The organism is Stenotrophomonas sp. 86428_Sma, from assembly GCF_056481585.1.
The window spans coordinates 4,057,375-4,071,551 of sequence record NZ_CM151156.1 but is presented as its reverse complement, the minus strand read 5'-3'; the positions used below and the strand labels follow the sequence as shown (position 1 = coordinate 4,071,551).

Below are 14,177 nucleotides of genomic sequence, written 5' to 3'. Positions count from 1 at the left end.
GGGACGCGAACCTTCTTTGTTTTCAACACGTTGGAGTCAGGTCAATGCGATTGGTTCTGTTGGGACCGCCCGGTTCGGGCAAGGGGACACAGGCGACGCGCCTGAAGGAAAAGCTGGGGATCGCCCACATTTCGACCGGTGACATGCTGCGCGCGGAAATCGCCGCGGGCACGGAGCTGGGCAAGCAGGCCAAGACGGTGATGGATGCCGGCAACCTGGTGTCGGACGACATCCTGCTGGGCATGCTGGAGTCGCGCCTGACCCAGGCCGATGTCGCCAAGGGCTTCATCCTCGATGGCTACCCGCGCAATGTGGCCCAGGCCAATGCGATGGACGGCCTGCTGGCCAAGATCGGCCAGCCGCTGGATGCCGTGGTGCAGCTGGACGTGGCCACCGAGCTGCTGGTCGAGCGCATCGCCGGTCGTGCCAAGGAACAGGGCCGCGCCGATGACACGCCGGAAGCGGTGCGCCAGCGCCTGCAGGTCTACAACGACCAGACCGCCCCGGTGGTCGACTTCTACGCCGGCCGTGGCACCCTGGCCCGCGTCGACGGCGTCGGTGAGCTGGACGAGATCGAAGCCCGCATCCTGGCGGCGATCAAGGGTTGATCCTGCAGGGCCGGTGCACTGCCGGTCCTTCGGGCGCAAAAAGCACAGGCCTGGTCCGCGAGGACCAGGCCTGTGTCGTTTGATAGGCGCCAGCAGAGGGCTTGCTCAGGGCCCCGCAGCATGAGCTCCCTTGGGGATGGCCTCTTGGGGAGTAGGACCGGTTCGGGTACTGCGGCTGGCAGTTCGAATTGTGTCCGGGTTCACAGAACATCGCTATCGGGATTTCCCTGACAGATGATTGGAGTTTTCTCACATCCTGTGTAGGACTTGTCTTACCCCGGATCGGACATTGGCCCTATACAGCCGTCATCGGTCACAATCCTCGGTCATGAGCAGCGTACATATCCTTGCAATCGCCGGCACCTTCATGGGCGGCGTGGCCGCCCTGGCGCGGGAACTGGGCCATACGGTCAGCGGCAGCGACCAGGCCATCTATCCGCCGATGTCGACCCAGCTCGAACAGCTGGGCATCACCCTGGACCAGGGTTACCGCGCCGACAGCGTGCCGGCCGGCACCGACGAGGTGGTGATCGGCAACGCGCTCTCGCGCGGCAACCCGGCCGTGGAGGCCGTGCTCGACGCCGGCCAGCGCTACATCTCCGGCGCCCAGTGGCTGTCCGAACAGGTGCTGCCGGGCCGCGACACCCTGGCCGTGGCCGGTACCCACGGCAAGACCACCACCACCACCATCCTCACCTGGCTGCTGGAAAGCGCCGGTCGTTCACCCGGTTTCCTGATCGGCGGCGTAGCCGAGGATTTCGGCGTCTCCGCCCGCCTGGGCCAGGGCCGCGAGTTCGTGGTCGAGGCCGACGAGTACGACACCGCCTTCTTCGACAAGCGCAGCAAGTTCGTGCACTACCGGCCGCTGGTGGCCATCCTCAACAACCTTGAGTACGACCACGCCGACATCTTCCCGGACGTTGCCGCGATCCAGCGCCAGTTCCACCATCTGGTGCGCACGGTGCCGGCTCGCGGCCGCTTGATCGTCAACGGCGAGGACCAGCACCTGGCCGAAGTGCTGGCGATGGGCTGCTGGACGCCGGTCGAACGCTTCGGATTCGATCCGTCGCTGGAATGGCATGCCGAGCTGCTGGCCGCCGATGGCAGCGCCTTCCGCGTGCATCACCGCGGGCAGGCAATGGGCGACGTGCAGTGGTCGTTGCTGGGCCGCCACAACGTGCTCAACGGCCTGGCTGCGCTGGCCGCCGCGCATGCGGTGGGCGTGGCACCGGCCGACGTGATTCCTGCACTGGCACGCTTCCGCAGCGTCAAGCGCCGCATGGAAGTGATCGGCCACCATGACGGCATCACCATCTACGACGATTTCGCCCATCACCCGACTGCGATCGCCACCACACTGGAAGGCCTGCGTGCCAAGGTGGGTGATGCGCGCATCGTGGTCGCGATGGAGCCGCGCAGCAATTCGATGCGGCTGGGCGCACACGCGCAGGCGCTGGCTCCGTCGCTGGCGCTGGCCGATGAAGTGGTGTTCCTGCATCGCCCGGAACTGGCCTGGGATGCCGCTGCGGTGATCGCTGCGGTGCGTGGCCAAGCGCACGCCGTGCCCGATACCGACGCGCTGCTGGCGCAATTGCAGGCCAGCGCGCGCAGTGGTGACCACGTGGTGTTCATGTCCAACGGTGGCTTCGACGGTGCACCGCGCCGTTTCCTGGCCGCGCTGCAGGCCCGATGAGCGTCGACGGTTCGCTGCCGCTGTTTCCGCTGCACACCACGCTGGTGCCGGGTGCGGCGGTGGGCCTGCGTGTATTCGAGCGCCGCTATCTGGACCTGGTCCGCGACAGCGGCCGCAGTGGTGAGGGGTTTGGTGTCTGTCTGATCCTCGATGGCGAGGAAGTCGGCGCACCAGCGACGCCGGCCGCCTATGGCGTGCAGGTACGCATCGAAGACTTCGATGTCGGCGCCGACGGCGTGCTGCAGTTGCGCCTGCGTGGTACCCGCCGCTTCCATGTCGAGCGCACCCGCGTACGCGACAACGGTCTGGTGGTAGCCGACGTGCGTTGGTGCGATGAAGACCCCGATGACGAATTGCGGCCGCAGCATGCGCTGCTGGCCACGGTGCTGGGGCACATCATCGAACAGGCCGGCGAGGCCTATGCGCCGGCCAACCCGGCATTGCTGGACCAGGCCAGCTGGGTCGGCTGGCGGCTGGCCGAACTGCTGCCACTGAGCGAGCAGCAGCGCCTGCAGCTGCTGCAGATGGACGACCCGCACCAGCGGTTGCAGCAATTGCTGGGCTGGATGCCGTAACCGGAAAACGCCAACCAAGGTTGGCCACTACCAGGGCGCAGCGGAACCGGAAGACGCCAACCAAGGTTAGCGACTGCCAGGGCGCAGCGGAACCGGGAAACGCCAACCAGGGTTGGCGACGGCCAGAGCGCGCCGGAACCGGTAGATGCCAACCTTGGTTGGCAGCCTTCACCCGAAGCGCCAACCAAGGTTGGCGACTACCAGAGAAGCACCGACTCGATCACGGCATGGTCTTCAACCGCAACACCGGCAGCCCGGTTTCGCTGTGCACATCCTCCCGCTGCGGCAGGTCCTGCACGGCGTCCTTCACCGCGTTCAACGCCGGGTCGACACCCCGCAGCGGGTGCCACATGCCGATCCATTCGAAGTGGCGCTCGTAACGCAGGGTCTGTGCACTGCCCAGCCACAGCGGCGTGTTGCCCGGCTGCAGCTGCGCGGGTGCCGGCCACAGGCGCAGCACATAGCGCTCATCCGGCTTCGCACCCTGGCGCACCATCAGCAGTGCTTCCACGCGGGTGTCCAGCGTGGCCGGCAATACCGGCAGTTCATCGGCGCCGGTGTTCTTGTCCAGCATCAGCAGCGCCTGCTGCCAGCCGGCCTGCTCCTGCCGCTTCCAGCCGCGGGCTTCCAGCTGCGCCTGCAGCGGCGCCAGCGGGCCTGCCACCTGCACGTCCAGCGGCCAGCGCTGGTCGTCGTCGAACTCGTTGCGGCGCGCCGGCAGCGTGGCCCAGTCGTGCTGCCACCAGGCTTGCGCATCCATCGCCTGCGGTGCCGGCAGGGTCGGCTCGAACCGCTCCAGCTTCACCGGAATGTGGCGCGGCGCGTACCACATCGCCGCCACGGCGAATACGCCGTAGAACAGCCAGGCCACCGGCTTCACCCAGAACGAGCGGTTGAAGCGGCGGCGGTAGGCGATGCCCAGCACCAGCAGCCAGAACGTGCCGAACAGCATGCCGCCGATCACATCGCTCAGCCAATGCGCGCCCAGGTACAGGCGCGAGAAGCCGATCAGGCTGACCACGATGCCCGACACCAGGTAGGGCCAGACGCGGGTGCGACCGGGCATCTCGCGGGCGATCAGCACCGCGAAGAAACCGAAGGTGATGGTGGCCATGGTCACCGACACCGACGGGAAGCCAAAGCCGCTGCTGGCATCGACCGGGCGCACCACATCCACGGTGGCACCGAGCAGCATGGTCAGGGCCAGGCCGAAGGCAAGCGCGGCCAGCCAGTGCGCGGCTGCCATCCAGCGCCGGCGCCAGATCAGATAGCCCATCGCCGCCGCGGTGGCCGGCAGCAGTACCTGCCAGGCGCCCAGCGATGCCAGCGCGGCCATCGGGTAGTCGGCCAGCGGATTGCGCAGCGCCAGCATGGCCTGGTGCACCAAGAGGTCGATCGCCAGCGGCTCGCCGTGTGCGACCACCACGGTCAGTAACGCGAACCAGCCCCAGCCCAGTACCAGCAGCATCAACGCCAGCATCGCCAGCGGCACCGATTCGCGGCGCTTGGGATCAAGCACGCCAACGGTGTAGCGGCCCAGCGTCGGGTGACGGTTGGACCAATCCAGCAGGCGCGCCAGCCAGTTGTCCATGCGCGCGGCCGACCAGCGATAGCCGTACAGCACGATGGCCCAGACCAGGCCGAGGATCACCGCCAGCAGGCCGACCACCACCACCAGTCGTCCGGCCACGGCGGCCACGGCGTCATACGCCTCGCCAAGAATCCAGCCCGGCGCCAGGAACAGCACCGCCCAGGAGATGCTGGCGATGCCGCTGGCCTGCACGTAACGGCTGGCGGGCATCTTCATCATGCCGGCGATGGCCGGCACGAACGGTCGGATCGCGCCGACGTAGCGTGCGATCAGGATGCTTTTGAAGGCATTGCGGCGGAACAGGTTCTCGCCGCGGTCGAGCAGCTGCGGGTAGCGGCTGAACGGCCACACGCCGCGCAGGCGGTCACCCCAGCGGCGGCCGATCCAGTAACTGATACCGTCGCCGGCAAATGCGCCCAGGGCTGCAGCCGCCACCGCGTACGGCCCGGAGATCTGGCCCAGGCCGATGAACACGCCCACCGCGAACAGCAACGGCAGCGCCGGCACGATGGCGCCAAGAATGATCACCGCATCGCAGAAGGCGATGAGGAAGATAACGGCACCCGCCAACACGGGGTGAGCGGCAATCCACGCGAGGGTGGCGTCGATCCATGAAGAGTCCATTGCCCGATTATAGGGGCGTGAAGGTGACTGGTTCCCAGCCGCTTCGTGACCGTTTGCAACGGGCGCCATCGCCTAGAATGGGCACATGCCGCATTCGCCAGACACGCCCTCGCACGCCCTGAAGGCCGACAGCTTCGGTCGCATCCTCCTTGTGGAAGGGCCTGCCGGCCCCTTCGTACGCCGTGATCTGGGCGCCACGCCGCTGTGGTTGCGGCTGCCGGCCTGGTGGCTGGCCCGCCGCGAGGCACGCGCGTTGCAGCACATCCACGGCATGGCCGATGTGCCGCAGCTGCTGGCGTGGGATGGCCGTCATCTCGACCGCAGCTTCATGGCCGGCGATGCCATGTACCAGCGTCCGCCACGCGGTGACCTGGCCTGGTTCCGCGCTGCGCGTCGCCTGCTGCAGCAGCTGCATCGCAATGGCGTGGCCCACAACGATCTGGCCAAGGAAGCCAACTGGCTGGTCACCGAAGACGGTCGTCCAGCGCTGATCGACTTCCAGCTGGCGGTGATAGGCAACCCGCGCTCGCGCTGGATGCGGCTGCTGGCCCGCGAGGACCTGCGCCACCTGCTCAAGCACAAGCGCATGTACTGCCGTGAATCGCTCACCCCGGTGGAGAAGCGGGTGCTCAAGCGCACCTCGTGGGTGCGCGAACTGTGGTTCGCCACCGGCAAGCCGGTCTATCGCTTCGTGACCCGCCGCATCCTGCATTGGGAAGACAACGAGGGGCAGGGGCCGAAGCCGTGAGCCCTGCGCAGGTGGTGACCGGCCCGCCGAGCGCGGGCAGCGTCCTGCGCCCACAGCTGGCCGGCGCCGACTTCGTGCACGCCTGCCAGGCGACGACCCGTCGCGATGGGCGCTCGGCCTTGCAGGCCTATCGCGATATGGCCGCGACCATTCCCGGCTGGTTCGACGGATTGATGGCGCTGCGCAACCACGGCGTGCGCCTGCTCGGCATGAAGCACCTGGGCTCATTGCGTGCGGTGCAGGATGTTGCGGATCCTCAACCCGGGCAGCGGCTGGGCATCTTCACCCTGCAGTCGCTGACTGACGATGCGATCGTGCTGGAAGACGACGATCGCCACCTGCGTGTGCAGCTAGCCCTGCAGTGGCAGGGCGCCGTGCTGGAAGTGGCGACGGTGGTGCATACGCACAACGCGTTCGGGCGCGTGTACATGCTGCCGGTTGCGCCGGTGCATCGGTTGATCGTGCCGCATCTGCTGAGGAAGCAGGTGCAGGCGTACCGGTAGATCCACGCCATGCGTGGATGCAGTTTGCGATCCATTACATGCTCGTCGGTCATTGCCAAGTGTCACTGAAACGTGGATTCTGCATGCGGCACTCCAGCACCAGTCCAACGCGATGTAAGCAGGGCCGGGGGGCGCGGTGAGTCGGTACGGGAGCAACCCTGAGATCAACGATGCGATGAGCAATCCGACGCGTGCTGTTTCCTGCTTTGAAAGGCAGTTGATCGAGGCTGTGGCATCTCATCTGCCTGAGGCCTCTGCCTCGCAGCTTCACGCCGACCTTGCTCTCGCAGCGGCCGTGGAAATGGGTCTTGGTGGAGCTCGGGTGGGATTTGTCATTTCCGGATATGAGCGTCCGCCGTATCAAGGGCAGCACGCGTATCCCGTCGAGTTGCAGATGCAGGACGCAGATGGTGCTGAACTCACGCCGATTCTTCATGCGGACGCAAATGACCGTCTACTGGAGCTGGAAATCATCCGCTGGGACGGTGCCGAGCTGATATCTCCTCGAATTGAAAGCTTGGTCTGCTATGCCTGAGGTGGCGATGAAGGGTTCTGGTGGAAACAAGCACGATGTGCGGATGGCCGGCCTCGAAGAGCCGGTGGACGTCACGGACGATTCTTGCGAATTCGAGTGAAGGGTCTTGCTAGTGGCGATGATGTGGAGCCGAGCATGGCCCGGCTCTACAGACGCCAGTGACCTTACGGCGTCGCCGGCACCACCTGCTGGCCAATGAAGTTGCGCTTGGCATCGAAGTCATAGGCGATCTGCAGCTGCCCCACGTCCGGGCAGGCGTGGCAGTCGCGCAGCGGCGTGCGGTACAGCAGGCGGATGCCGCCGTTATCCAATGGCGAAGCGCCGGCCGACTGCGCCGGTGCGAACGGCGTGGCCTGCGGGCTGGCCTTCAGTAGTTCCTGCACGGTCGGGTCGGCACGCAGGGTGTCGTCCAACTGCACGGCATCCACGTCGATGCGCTTGCCGCTGGCATCGACCAGTCGCGTGCCCTCATTGGTATTGGCGCGGAAGGGATACTCAATCGTGGCAATGCCCAGTCCTTCGTTCTCGTGCCAAGCGGTCACATAGGCCAGCTCGCCGCCGCTGGACAACTGCTCGGCGGCGGTGATGGCATCGGCGCTGGCGCCACCCGCGCGCATCGCATCGCGCAGGCAATCGCGGGTCGCGGCGTTCTCACCCTGGCGGCAGGCGTTGAGATCGCCATCCCAGACCACCGCCTCGCTCCAGCGCATCTTGCCGTCGGCGGCGGCCTTCTCCGCGCTGGGCGCGTCACCGGCGGGTGGCTCCTTGCCGGGTTCCGGCGAACGGCCCTGGCAGGCAGTCAGCAGGGCAAGCCCCAGGGCAGGCAGCAACAGGCGGGAACGGCGCATGGCGTGGACCTCGTGCGTTGGCTGGAGGCCCGAGTATCGTCAAGATCGGGTGAACTCCGCGTCGGCGCGGCATACTAGCGGCTCATTGCATACGCTGGAGTGTGGAACGTGGGCAGTCTGCAGGGCAAAACGCTTTTCATCACCGGAGCCTCGCGAGGGATCGGCCTGGCCATCGCACTGCGCGCTGCGCGCGACGGCGCCAATGTGGCCATTGCGGCCAAGTCGTCGGTGCCGAACCCGAAGCTGCCGGGCACCATCCATACCGCGGCCGAAGCGGTAACGGCGGCTGGCGGCCAGGGCCTGGCCCTGAAGTGCGACATCCGCGAGGAAGAGCAGGTGCAGGCGGCGGTGGCGGCCACGGTCGATACCTTCGGTGGCATCGACATCCTGGTCAACAACGCCAGCGCGATCTGGTTGCGCGGCACGCTGGATACGCCGATGAAGCGCTTCGACCTGATGCAGCAGGTCAATTCGCGTGGCAGCTTCCTGTGTGCGCAGGCCTGCCTGCCGTACCTGCTGCAGGCGCCGAACCCGCACATCCTCACCCTGGCGCCGCCGCCGAGCCTGGAGCCGAAGTGGTGGGCACCGCATACCGGCTACACGCTGGCGAAGATGGGCATGAGCTTCGTTACCCTGGGCCTGGCCGCGGAATTCGGCCCGCAGGGCGTGGCGGTGAATGCGCTGTGGCCGCGCACGGTCATCGCCACCGATGCGATCAACATGATCCCGGGCGTGGATGCGGCCGGCTGCCGCACGCCGCAGATCATGGCTGATGCCGCGCATGCGGTGCTGGTGCGCGAAGCGGCGGGCTTCCATGGCCAGTTCCTGATCGACGATGACGTGCTGGCGCAGGCGGGTATCACCGATCTTTCGGGCTACTCAGTGGATCCATCGCGTCCGTTGCTGCCGGATCTGTTCCTGGATTGACCGCGCGTCGCCGGAAGAGGCCGAGGGCTGCGACCTTCGGCCTGCTGCGCTAGAATGTGCGGCTGTAATCGTTTTCAACAGGGATGTGAACACATGTCACGCACTCTTTCCGTCGCGGCGCTGGCCGCTTCGCTGTCGTTGATCCTGGCCGCCTGCGGTGGCAAGGCACCCGCCGCTGCGGGCGGCGCCGCTGCCTCCGGCACGCCGGACGCCAGCGCGGCGCCGTCCGACCCGCAGCAGCAGTTGACCGCCAAGCTCAACGCCTACATCGGCTGCTTCAACGCGCTTGATTCGAAGACCCACGGCAGCATCGAGTCCTATACGCGCTGGATCAAGGATGTCGCCGCCGGCCCGACCGGTCGCGAGACACAGGTGTACGGTCCGTTCGAGATCAGCGATTACGACATGAAGCAGTGCGATGCCCCCGTGACCGAGGCGATCGCTGCCAAGCCAGTGCTGGCCGAACTCGATGCTGCTGCCGGCCACTACCAGCAGGCGCTGAAGGCACTGGTGCCGATCAGCAAGGACGCGCACGACTACTACGATCGCCAGGACTACGAAGACGACCAGTTCGCCAAGGGCAAGCAGCTGCACGCGCCCTTGATGGCCGCCTTCAAGGATTTCGTGGCTGCCAGTGCAACGTTCAATGCCGAGCTGGAGCGCCAGAACGACGCCGCCCAGCGCGAGCAGCTCAAGGCACTGGAGCAGGCCGAGGGTCGCACGCGCGAGTACTACCGCCTGGCGATGATGCTGGAAGCCAAGGCCATCATGGATCTGATGAGCGAGGATGATTTCGATCAGGCCAAGGCCCGCGAGCGTCTGGATGCGTTCAACCGCATTTCCGACGAAGCGCATGCGAAGGTGGCTGATCAGGAACCGGGCAAGCTGGACTGGAACAGCTTCGAGCGTGAGGCCGAGAACTTCCGTCGGGAAGGCAAGGCGCGGCTGCAGCGCGTCAGCGAGAAAGAGCCTTACACCGATTTCGAACGACGCATGCTTGATTCGCCGTCGATGGCGCCGCGTGGATCGGCCAGCAAGCTGATGCAGGAATACAACACGCTCGTTTTCCAGAGCAACCGCCAGTGACCGGCGCGCCAGCACCCATGCGAGAGACCATGACGACTTCCTGTCTGCGTATCGCGCCGCTGCTGCTGATCGGCGCTGTGGCTGGCCTGAGCGGCTGCAACAAACCGGCAGGGTTGTCGCTGGCCGACCCCAGCCTGGAGAAGGTGAACGCCTACATCGAGTGCTACAACGGCGTTGAACAACCCATTCACGAGGGTTTCCAGACCTACACCAGCTGGATGAAGGACCCTGAAGCCGGCCCGACCGGCAAGGAAGCGCAACCGCGTTCGCCCGGGAAGGTGCTGTCGCACCGCGTCGAGTACTGCGGCCAGCCACTGACCGACGCGCTGGCGAAGACCCCGGCCTTGCCGATGGATGGCCCCGCGCGTGACTATCAGCAGGCCTTCCAGGCATTGAACACCCTGGTCGAGCGCGCCGATGGTTACTTCACCCGCGAGGATTATCGTCGTGATGGCGGTGAAGGGATGCGCAGCCAGCATGCCCCGCTGATGCAGGCCTATGCTGATTTCTTCAAGGCCAGCGAAGCGATGGATGTGGCGCTGGAAAAGAACGAGAACGATCGCCGTGCCGCGCAGCTGAAGCAGATCGAGGAGAGCGAAGGGCGCTCGCTGGCCTACTATCACCTTCGCCTGCTGGGCGACGGCAAGCTACTGGCCACGGCGTTCCAGGACGACGCACCGGATATTGCGGCGCTGCGCGTGCAGCTGGCTGACTATCAGGCACTGGTGACGGAAATCCAGAACGGCGGCGTCGGCAAGGACGACCCGATGTGGGGCCACGTGCAGCGTTCGGCGGACAAGCTGGTGCGTACTGCGGGACGTGGCGTCGAGCGCCTGGAGCAGCACAAGCCGATCACCGCCGAAGCACTGGCGGCAGAGCGGAAGGCGTCGGGCAGTTGGCTCACCACCGACCCGGAAGGAGCGCAGTCAACGATCCTCGCCGCATACAATGATCTGGTGACCACCAGCAACCGCATGCGGTGAGCAACGGCACACGCATCCATGCGTAACCGCCGAGAGGTAGTGCCGGCCGCTGGCCGGCATCTGCCTCAATGGTTGAACGCATCCGGCAGCTTGCCGCCGCACTTGCGGCAGTGCAGTGCATCCGGTTCATGGCCTTCCAGCCCACAGTCCGGGCAGCCGCGCGCATCGCGGCGCGCGGCCAGCTCGGCTTCGCGCATGGTGCTGGCCAGTTCGGCAGTGTAGATGCCGGTGGGCACGGCGATGATGCTGTAGCCGATCAGGATCAGCACCGAGGTGACGAAGCGGCCAAGCACAGTCTGCGGCACGATGTCACCGAAGCCTACCGTGGCCATGGTCACCACCGCCCAGTACATGCTGGCCGGGATGTTGGTGAAGCCGTGTTCGGGGCCCTCGATCACGTACATCAGAGCACCGGCGATGATGGTGATGGTGATCACCGTGAACAGGAACACCAGCACCTTGCGCCGGCTGCGCCACAGTGACGTCATCAATACGCCGCTTTCCTCGATGTAGCGGGTCAGCTTGAGGATGCGGAACACACGCAGGATGCGCAGCGCGCGCACCACCAGCAGGCTCTGCGCGCCGGGGATGAACATCGACAGGTAGGCGGGCAGGATCGACAGCAGGTCGATGATGCCCCAGATGCTCACCGCGTAGCGCAGCGGGCGCTTGACCACCGCCAGCCGCAGCAGGTACTCGGCGGTGAAGATGATCGTGAAGCCCCATTCCAGGATGTACAGGCCGGTGGACCATTCGGCATGCAGGTGCTGCACGCTGTCGATCATCACCACCAGGATGCTGGCGATGATCGCCACCACCAGGATCAGGTCGAAATTGCGCGAAGGCCGGGTGTCGTGGCGGTAGATGATGTCGAACCACCGACGGCGCCAGCCGGTCTCGGTGGCGGGGTTCAGCTGGGGGGCGGAAAACGGTCGCATGGGCGCATTGTGCCGCAGGGGTTCCGGCGCGAGAATGGGGATTCCTGAACCCTGCCGACTGCCATGACCGCCGCTACCGATCCGCTGATCTCCCTTTCGCACTATTACCTGCCGGTCTACAAGCCCCGCCAGGTGGTACTGGAGCGCGGCCAGGGCGCCCGCGTGTGGGACAGCCAGGGCCGTGAGTTCATCGACCTGGCCGTCGGCATCGCCGTGTGTGGCCTGGGCCACAACGACCCGGACCTGGTCGCCGCGCTGGTCGAGCAGGCCGGCAAGCTCTGGCACACCAGCAACGTGTTCTACAGCGCGCCGCCATTGCACCTGGCCGAGGAGCTGGTGAAGGCCAGCCGCTTCGCCGAGCGCGTGTTCCTGTGCAACTCCGGCGCCGAAGCCAACGAAGTGGCGATCAAGATGGTCCGCAAGTGGGCCTCCAGCCAGGGTCGCCCGGCCGACAAGCGGGTGATCATCACCTTCCGTGGCAGCTTCCACGGCCGCACCATGGGCGCGGTGACCGCCACCGCCCAGCCGAAGTACCAGGAAGGCTACGAGCCGCTGCCCGGTGGCTTCCGCTACATCGATTTCAACGATGAGGTGCAGCTGGAAACCGCGATGGCCGCCGGCGACGTGGCTGCAGTGATGCTGGAGCCGATCCAGGGCGAGGGCGGCGTGATGCCGGCCAAGTCCGGCTTCCTCAAGCGCGTGCGCGAGCTGTGCGACCAGCACAACGCGCTGCTGGTGCTGGACGAGATCCAGGCCGGCATGGGCCGCACCGGCACGCTGTTCGCGCACTGGCAGGACGATGTGGTACCGGACATGGTCACCCTGGCCAAGGCGCTCGGCGGTGGCTTCCCGATCGGCGCGATGCTGGCCGGCCCGAAGGTGGCTGAGACCATGCAGTTCGGCGCGCACGGCACCACCTTCGGTGGCAACCCGCTGGCGGCCGCAGTCGCGCGCGTGGCGCTGCGCAAGTTGGCCTCGGCGGAGATCGCCGCCAACGTCAGCCGCCAGTCGAAGGCGCTGCGCGATGGCTTCGCCCGCATCAACGACGAGTTCGGTGTGTTCAGCGACGTGCGTGGCCGTGGCCTGATGCTGGGCGCGGTGCTGAGCAAGGACTTCGCCGGCCAGGCCGGTGCGATCCTCGACCACGCCGCCGAGCAGGGCCTGCTGACCCTGCAGGCCGGCCCGGACGTGCTGCGCTTCGTGCCGTCGCTGAACATCACCGACGAAGAAGTGGCCGAAGGCCTCAAGCGCCTGCGCGCAGCGATTGCTGCTTTCATCGCCGCGCGCTGACGCCGCGGCGCTGGGGTCGGATCCCTCTCCTGCGGAGAGGGCTCTGACCCCGATCAGCTCACCGCGTAACGCTTCAACACCTTGCCCAATCCCCGGCCATCGCGCACGGTTTCCGCGTGCAGGCCGGCGGCGCGTGCGCCGCGCACGTTGGCGAACAGGTCATCGACGAACAGCGTGCGCGCAGGCGCCACGCCGAGTACCTCAAGCGTGCGCAGGAAGACTTCCGGCGCCGGTTTGCGCAGGCCGAAATCGGCGCTGCAGAACACGCGGTCCTGCAGGGCAGGGAACAGTTCCGGTAGCAGGGTGGGCAAGGCCTGTTGCATCAGCGCGCCGTTGTTGGTCAGCACTGCCATCGGCAACTGCAGGGCCTGCAGCCGCTGCAACACGGCAGCCTGCGGATGGCTGGCGGCCCGCCGCGCCGCGGTCCAAGCAGTCACATCGACCGTCGTGCCTAGAAGCTCTCCCAGCTGCGCCAGATAGGCCGGGCCATCCAGCGTGCCATTGTCATGTGCCGCTTCCAGCCCGCTGTCGTACAGCGCGGCCTGCACGGTTTCCGGCACGACATCCAGCGCCTGCGCAAGGTACAGCACGCGCTGCGCGCGCTGGTAGTGCACCAGCACGCCATCCACATCCAGCAGCAACAGGTCGATCCGCATTGGTCGAGCATGCCATTGCGGTGGATGCGCGGAAACCCTGGAGTGCGCGTGCGACAGACGGTCGCAGACGGCGCCGCAGGGGCCTGCCTAGAATGGCGCTTGAATCCGCAGGAGATGCAACGATGAAGGCTTGGATGGTGGCAGTGGGACTGGGCGCGCTGATGCTGGCGCCGTCGGCGATGGCGCGGGTGTGTGCGGTGAGCATCGACAGCACCGACCAGATGAGCTTCAGCAGCCGCGAGATCAAGGTGGCCGCTGATTGCACCGCCGTGGATCTGACCCTGCGCCACACCGGCAAGCTGGCTGCTACCGCGATGGGCCACAACTGGGTGCTGACCCGCAGCGCGGATTACCAGCCGGTGGCGATGGCTGGCATGCGCATGACCCTGGCCGACAGCTACCTGCCGAAGGCCGACAAGCGCGTGCTGGCGCACACCAAGGTGATCGGCGGTGGTGAAACCGCGCGCGTGCGCTTCTCTACCCAGGGCCTGCAGAAGGGTGGGGATTACACCTTCTTCTGCTCGTTCCCCGGCCACTTCGCGATGATGAAGGGCAAGTTCGTCTTCGGTTGA

General features: G+C 66.4%; 15 protein-coding genes. 11 read left to right on the top strand and 4 right to left on the bottom strand.

Translation table 11 applies throughout. From position 1 onward, the window contains the following. Positions 1–44: 44 nt before the first annotated feature. The 3 genes from ACZK3J_RS18730 (at position 45) to ACZK3J_RS18720 (ending at position 2,876) form a co-directional block, all read left to right on the top strand. Positions 45–608, top strand: a complete 564-nt coding sequence (locus ACZK3J_RS18730; RefSeq protein ID WP_032128385.1) for an adenylate kinase — start codon at positions 45–47, stop codon at positions 606–608. Between the two features lie 328 nt (positions 609–936). After that, positions 937–2,301 carry a UDP-N-acetylmuramate:L-alanyl-gamma-D-glutamyl-meso-diaminopimelate ligase gene (gene mpl, locus ACZK3J_RS18725; RefSeq protein WP_478476160.1) on the top strand — a complete coding sequence of 455 codons (1,365 nt, stop codon included), beginning with the start codon at positions 937–939 and terminating at the stop codon, positions 2,299–2,301. Beyond that, the gene (locus tag ACZK3J_RS18720; RefSeq protein WP_032128383.1) at positions 2,298–2,876 is read left to right on the top strand and encodes an LON peptidase substrate-binding domain-containing protein; all 579 of its coding nucleotides are present in this window, start codon (positions 2,298–2,300) and stop codon (positions 2,874–2,876) included. The genes mpl and ACZK3J_RS18720 overlap by 4 nt, the downstream gene beginning before the upstream one ends. 220 nt (positions 2,877–3,096) lie before the next feature. Here the strand turns inward: ACZK3J_RS18720 and ACZK3J_RS18715 are convergent, their stop codons facing one another. Continuing rightward, positions 3,097–5,091, bottom strand: coding sequence for a bifunctional DedA family/phosphatase PAP2 family protein (locus tag ACZK3J_RS18715; protein ID WP_049421707.1), 1,995 nt, complete (start codon positions 5,089–5,091; stop codon positions 3,097–3,099). An 85-nt stretch (positions 5,092–5,176) separates the two neighbouring features. Here ACZK3J_RS18715 and ACZK3J_RS18710 point away from each other — a divergent pair, with 85 nt between their 5' ends. The 3 genes from ACZK3J_RS18710 (at position 5,177) to ACZK3J_RS18700 (ending at position 6,877) form a co-directional block, all read left to right on the top strand. Next, on the top strand, positions 5,177–5,839 hold the full coding sequence (locus ACZK3J_RS18710) for a serine/threonine-protein kinase (protein ID WP_049460648.1): 663 nt from the start codon (positions 5,177–5,179) through the stop codon (positions 5,837–5,839). Further along, positions 5,836–6,342, top strand: coding sequence for a DUF2867 domain-containing protein (locus ACZK3J_RS18705; protein WP_277778977.1), 507 nt, complete (start codon positions 5,836–5,838; stop codon positions 6,340–6,342). The genes ACZK3J_RS18710 and ACZK3J_RS18705 overlap by 4 nt, the downstream gene beginning before the upstream one ends. 175 nt (positions 6,343–6,517) lie before the next feature. Continuing rightward, positions 6,518–6,877: a DUF6984 family protein gene (locus tag ACZK3J_RS18700; protein ID WP_049421701.1), complete on the top strand. Its 360-nt coding sequence runs from the start codon at positions 6,518–6,520 to the stop codon at positions 6,875–6,877. A gap of 164 nt (positions 6,878–7,041) precedes the next feature. On the opposite strand, the gene ACZK3J_RS18695 is transcribed toward ACZK3J_RS18700, so the two are convergent. Next, on the bottom strand, positions 7,042–7,725 hold the full coding sequence (locus ACZK3J_RS18695) for a hypothetical protein (RefSeq protein WP_180868157.1): 684 nt from the start codon (positions 7,723–7,725) through the stop codon (positions 7,042–7,044). A 108-nt stretch (positions 7,726–7,833) separates the two neighbouring features. On the opposite strand from ACZK3J_RS18695, the gene ACZK3J_RS18690 reads away from it, so the two are divergent. From ACZK3J_RS18690 to ACZK3J_RS18680, 3 genes are all read left to right on the top strand, one after another. Further along, positions 7,834–8,652 carry an SDR family oxidoreductase gene (locus ACZK3J_RS18690; protein WP_478476159.1) on the top strand — a complete coding sequence of 273 codons (819 nt, stop codon included), beginning with the start codon at positions 7,834–7,836 and terminating at the stop codon, positions 8,650–8,652. 93 nt (positions 8,653–8,745) lie between these two features. Continuing rightward, a complete protein-coding gene (locus ACZK3J_RS18685) occupies positions 8,746–9,738 on the top strand; it encodes a YiiG family protein (protein WP_149908745.1) in 993 nt (330 codons plus the stop codon). A gap of 17 nt (positions 9,739–9,755) precedes the next feature. Next, entirely contained in the window at positions 9,756–10,721 is a 966-nt protein-coding gene (locus tag ACZK3J_RS18680) for a YiiG family protein (RefSeq protein WP_478476158.1), read from the top strand. Positions 10,722–10,786: 65 nt separating this feature from the next. On the opposite strand, the gene ACZK3J_RS18675 is transcribed toward ACZK3J_RS18680, so the two are convergent. Next, positions 10,787–11,659: an ion transporter gene (locus ACZK3J_RS18675; protein WP_478476157.1), complete on the bottom strand. Its 873-nt coding sequence runs from the start codon at positions 11,657–11,659 to the stop codon at positions 10,787–10,789. A gap of 63 nt (positions 11,660–11,722) precedes the next feature. On the opposite strand from ACZK3J_RS18675, the gene ACZK3J_RS18670 reads away from it, so the two are divergent. Next, complete coding sequence (locus tag ACZK3J_RS18670; protein WP_478476156.1) at positions 11,723–12,949, top strand: acetylornithine transaminase; 1,227 nt, start codon at positions 11,723–11,725, stop codon at positions 12,947–12,949. 53 nt (positions 12,950–13,002) lie between these two features. Here the strand turns inward: ACZK3J_RS18670 and ACZK3J_RS18665 are convergent, their stop codons facing one another. Beyond that, complete coding sequence (locus ACZK3J_RS18665) at positions 13,003–13,605, bottom strand: HAD-IA family hydrolase (RefSeq protein ID WP_149908744.1); 603 nt, start codon at positions 13,603–13,605, stop codon at positions 13,003–13,005. Positions 13,606–13,727: 122 nt separating this feature from the next. On the opposite strand from ACZK3J_RS18665, the gene azu reads away from it, so the two are divergent. Next, complete coding sequence (azu, locus tag ACZK3J_RS18660) at positions 13,728–14,177, top strand: azurin (RefSeq protein ID WP_049460658.1); 450 nt, start codon at positions 13,728–13,730, stop codon at positions 14,175–14,177.

Bases quoted from the DNA above. Each gene is read 5' to 3' on its own strand.
- ACZK3J_RS18730 (WP_032128385.1), top strand. From the start codon at position 45: ATGCGATTGGTTCTGTTGGGACCGCCCGGTTCGGGCAAGGGGACACAG.
- mpl (WP_478476160.1), top strand. From the start codon at position 937: ATGAGCAGCGTACATATCCTTGCAATCGCCGGCACCTTCATGGGCGGC.
- ACZK3J_RS18720 (WP_032128383.1), top strand. From the start codon at position 2,298: ATGAGCGTCGACGGTTCGCTGCCGCTGTTTCCGCTGCACACCACGCTG.
- ACZK3J_RS18715 (WP_049421707.1), bottom strand. From the start codon at position 5,091: ATGGACTCTTCATGGATCGACGCCACCCTCGCGTGGATTGCCGCTCAC.
- ACZK3J_RS18710 (WP_049460648.1), top strand. From the start codon at position 5,177: ATGCCGCATTCGCCAGACACGCCCTCGCACGCCCTGAAGGCCGACAGC.
- ACZK3J_RS18700 (WP_049421701.1), top strand. From the start codon at position 6,518: ATGAGCAATCCGACGCGTGCTGTTTCCTGCTTTGAAAGGCAGTTGATC.
- ACZK3J_RS18695 (WP_180868157.1), bottom strand. From the start codon at position 7,725: ATGCGCCGTTCCCGCCTGTTGCTGCCTGCCCTGGGGCTTGCCCTGCTG.
- ACZK3J_RS18685 (WP_149908745.1), top strand. From the start codon at position 8,746: ATGTCACGCACTCTTTCCGTCGCGGCGCTGGCCGCTTCGCTGTCGTTG.
- ACZK3J_RS18680 (WP_478476158.1), top strand. From the start codon at position 9,756: ATGCGAGAGACCATGACGACTTCCTGTCTGCGTATCGCGCCGCTGCTG.
- ACZK3J_RS18675 (WP_478476157.1), bottom strand. From the start codon at position 11,659: ATGCGACCGTTTTCCGCCCCCCAGCTGAACCCCGCCACCGAGACCGGC.
- ACZK3J_RS18670 (WP_478476156.1), top strand. From the start codon at position 11,723: ATGACCGCCGCTACCGATCCGCTGATCTCCCTTTCGCACTATTACCTG.
- ACZK3J_RS18665 (WP_149908744.1), bottom strand. From the start codon at position 13,605: ATGCGGATCGACCTGTTGCTGCTGGATGTGGATGGCGTGCTGGTGCAC.
- azu (WP_049460658.1), top strand. From the start codon at position 13,728: ATGAAGGCTTGGATGGTGGCAGTGGGACTGGGCGCGCTGATGCTGGCG.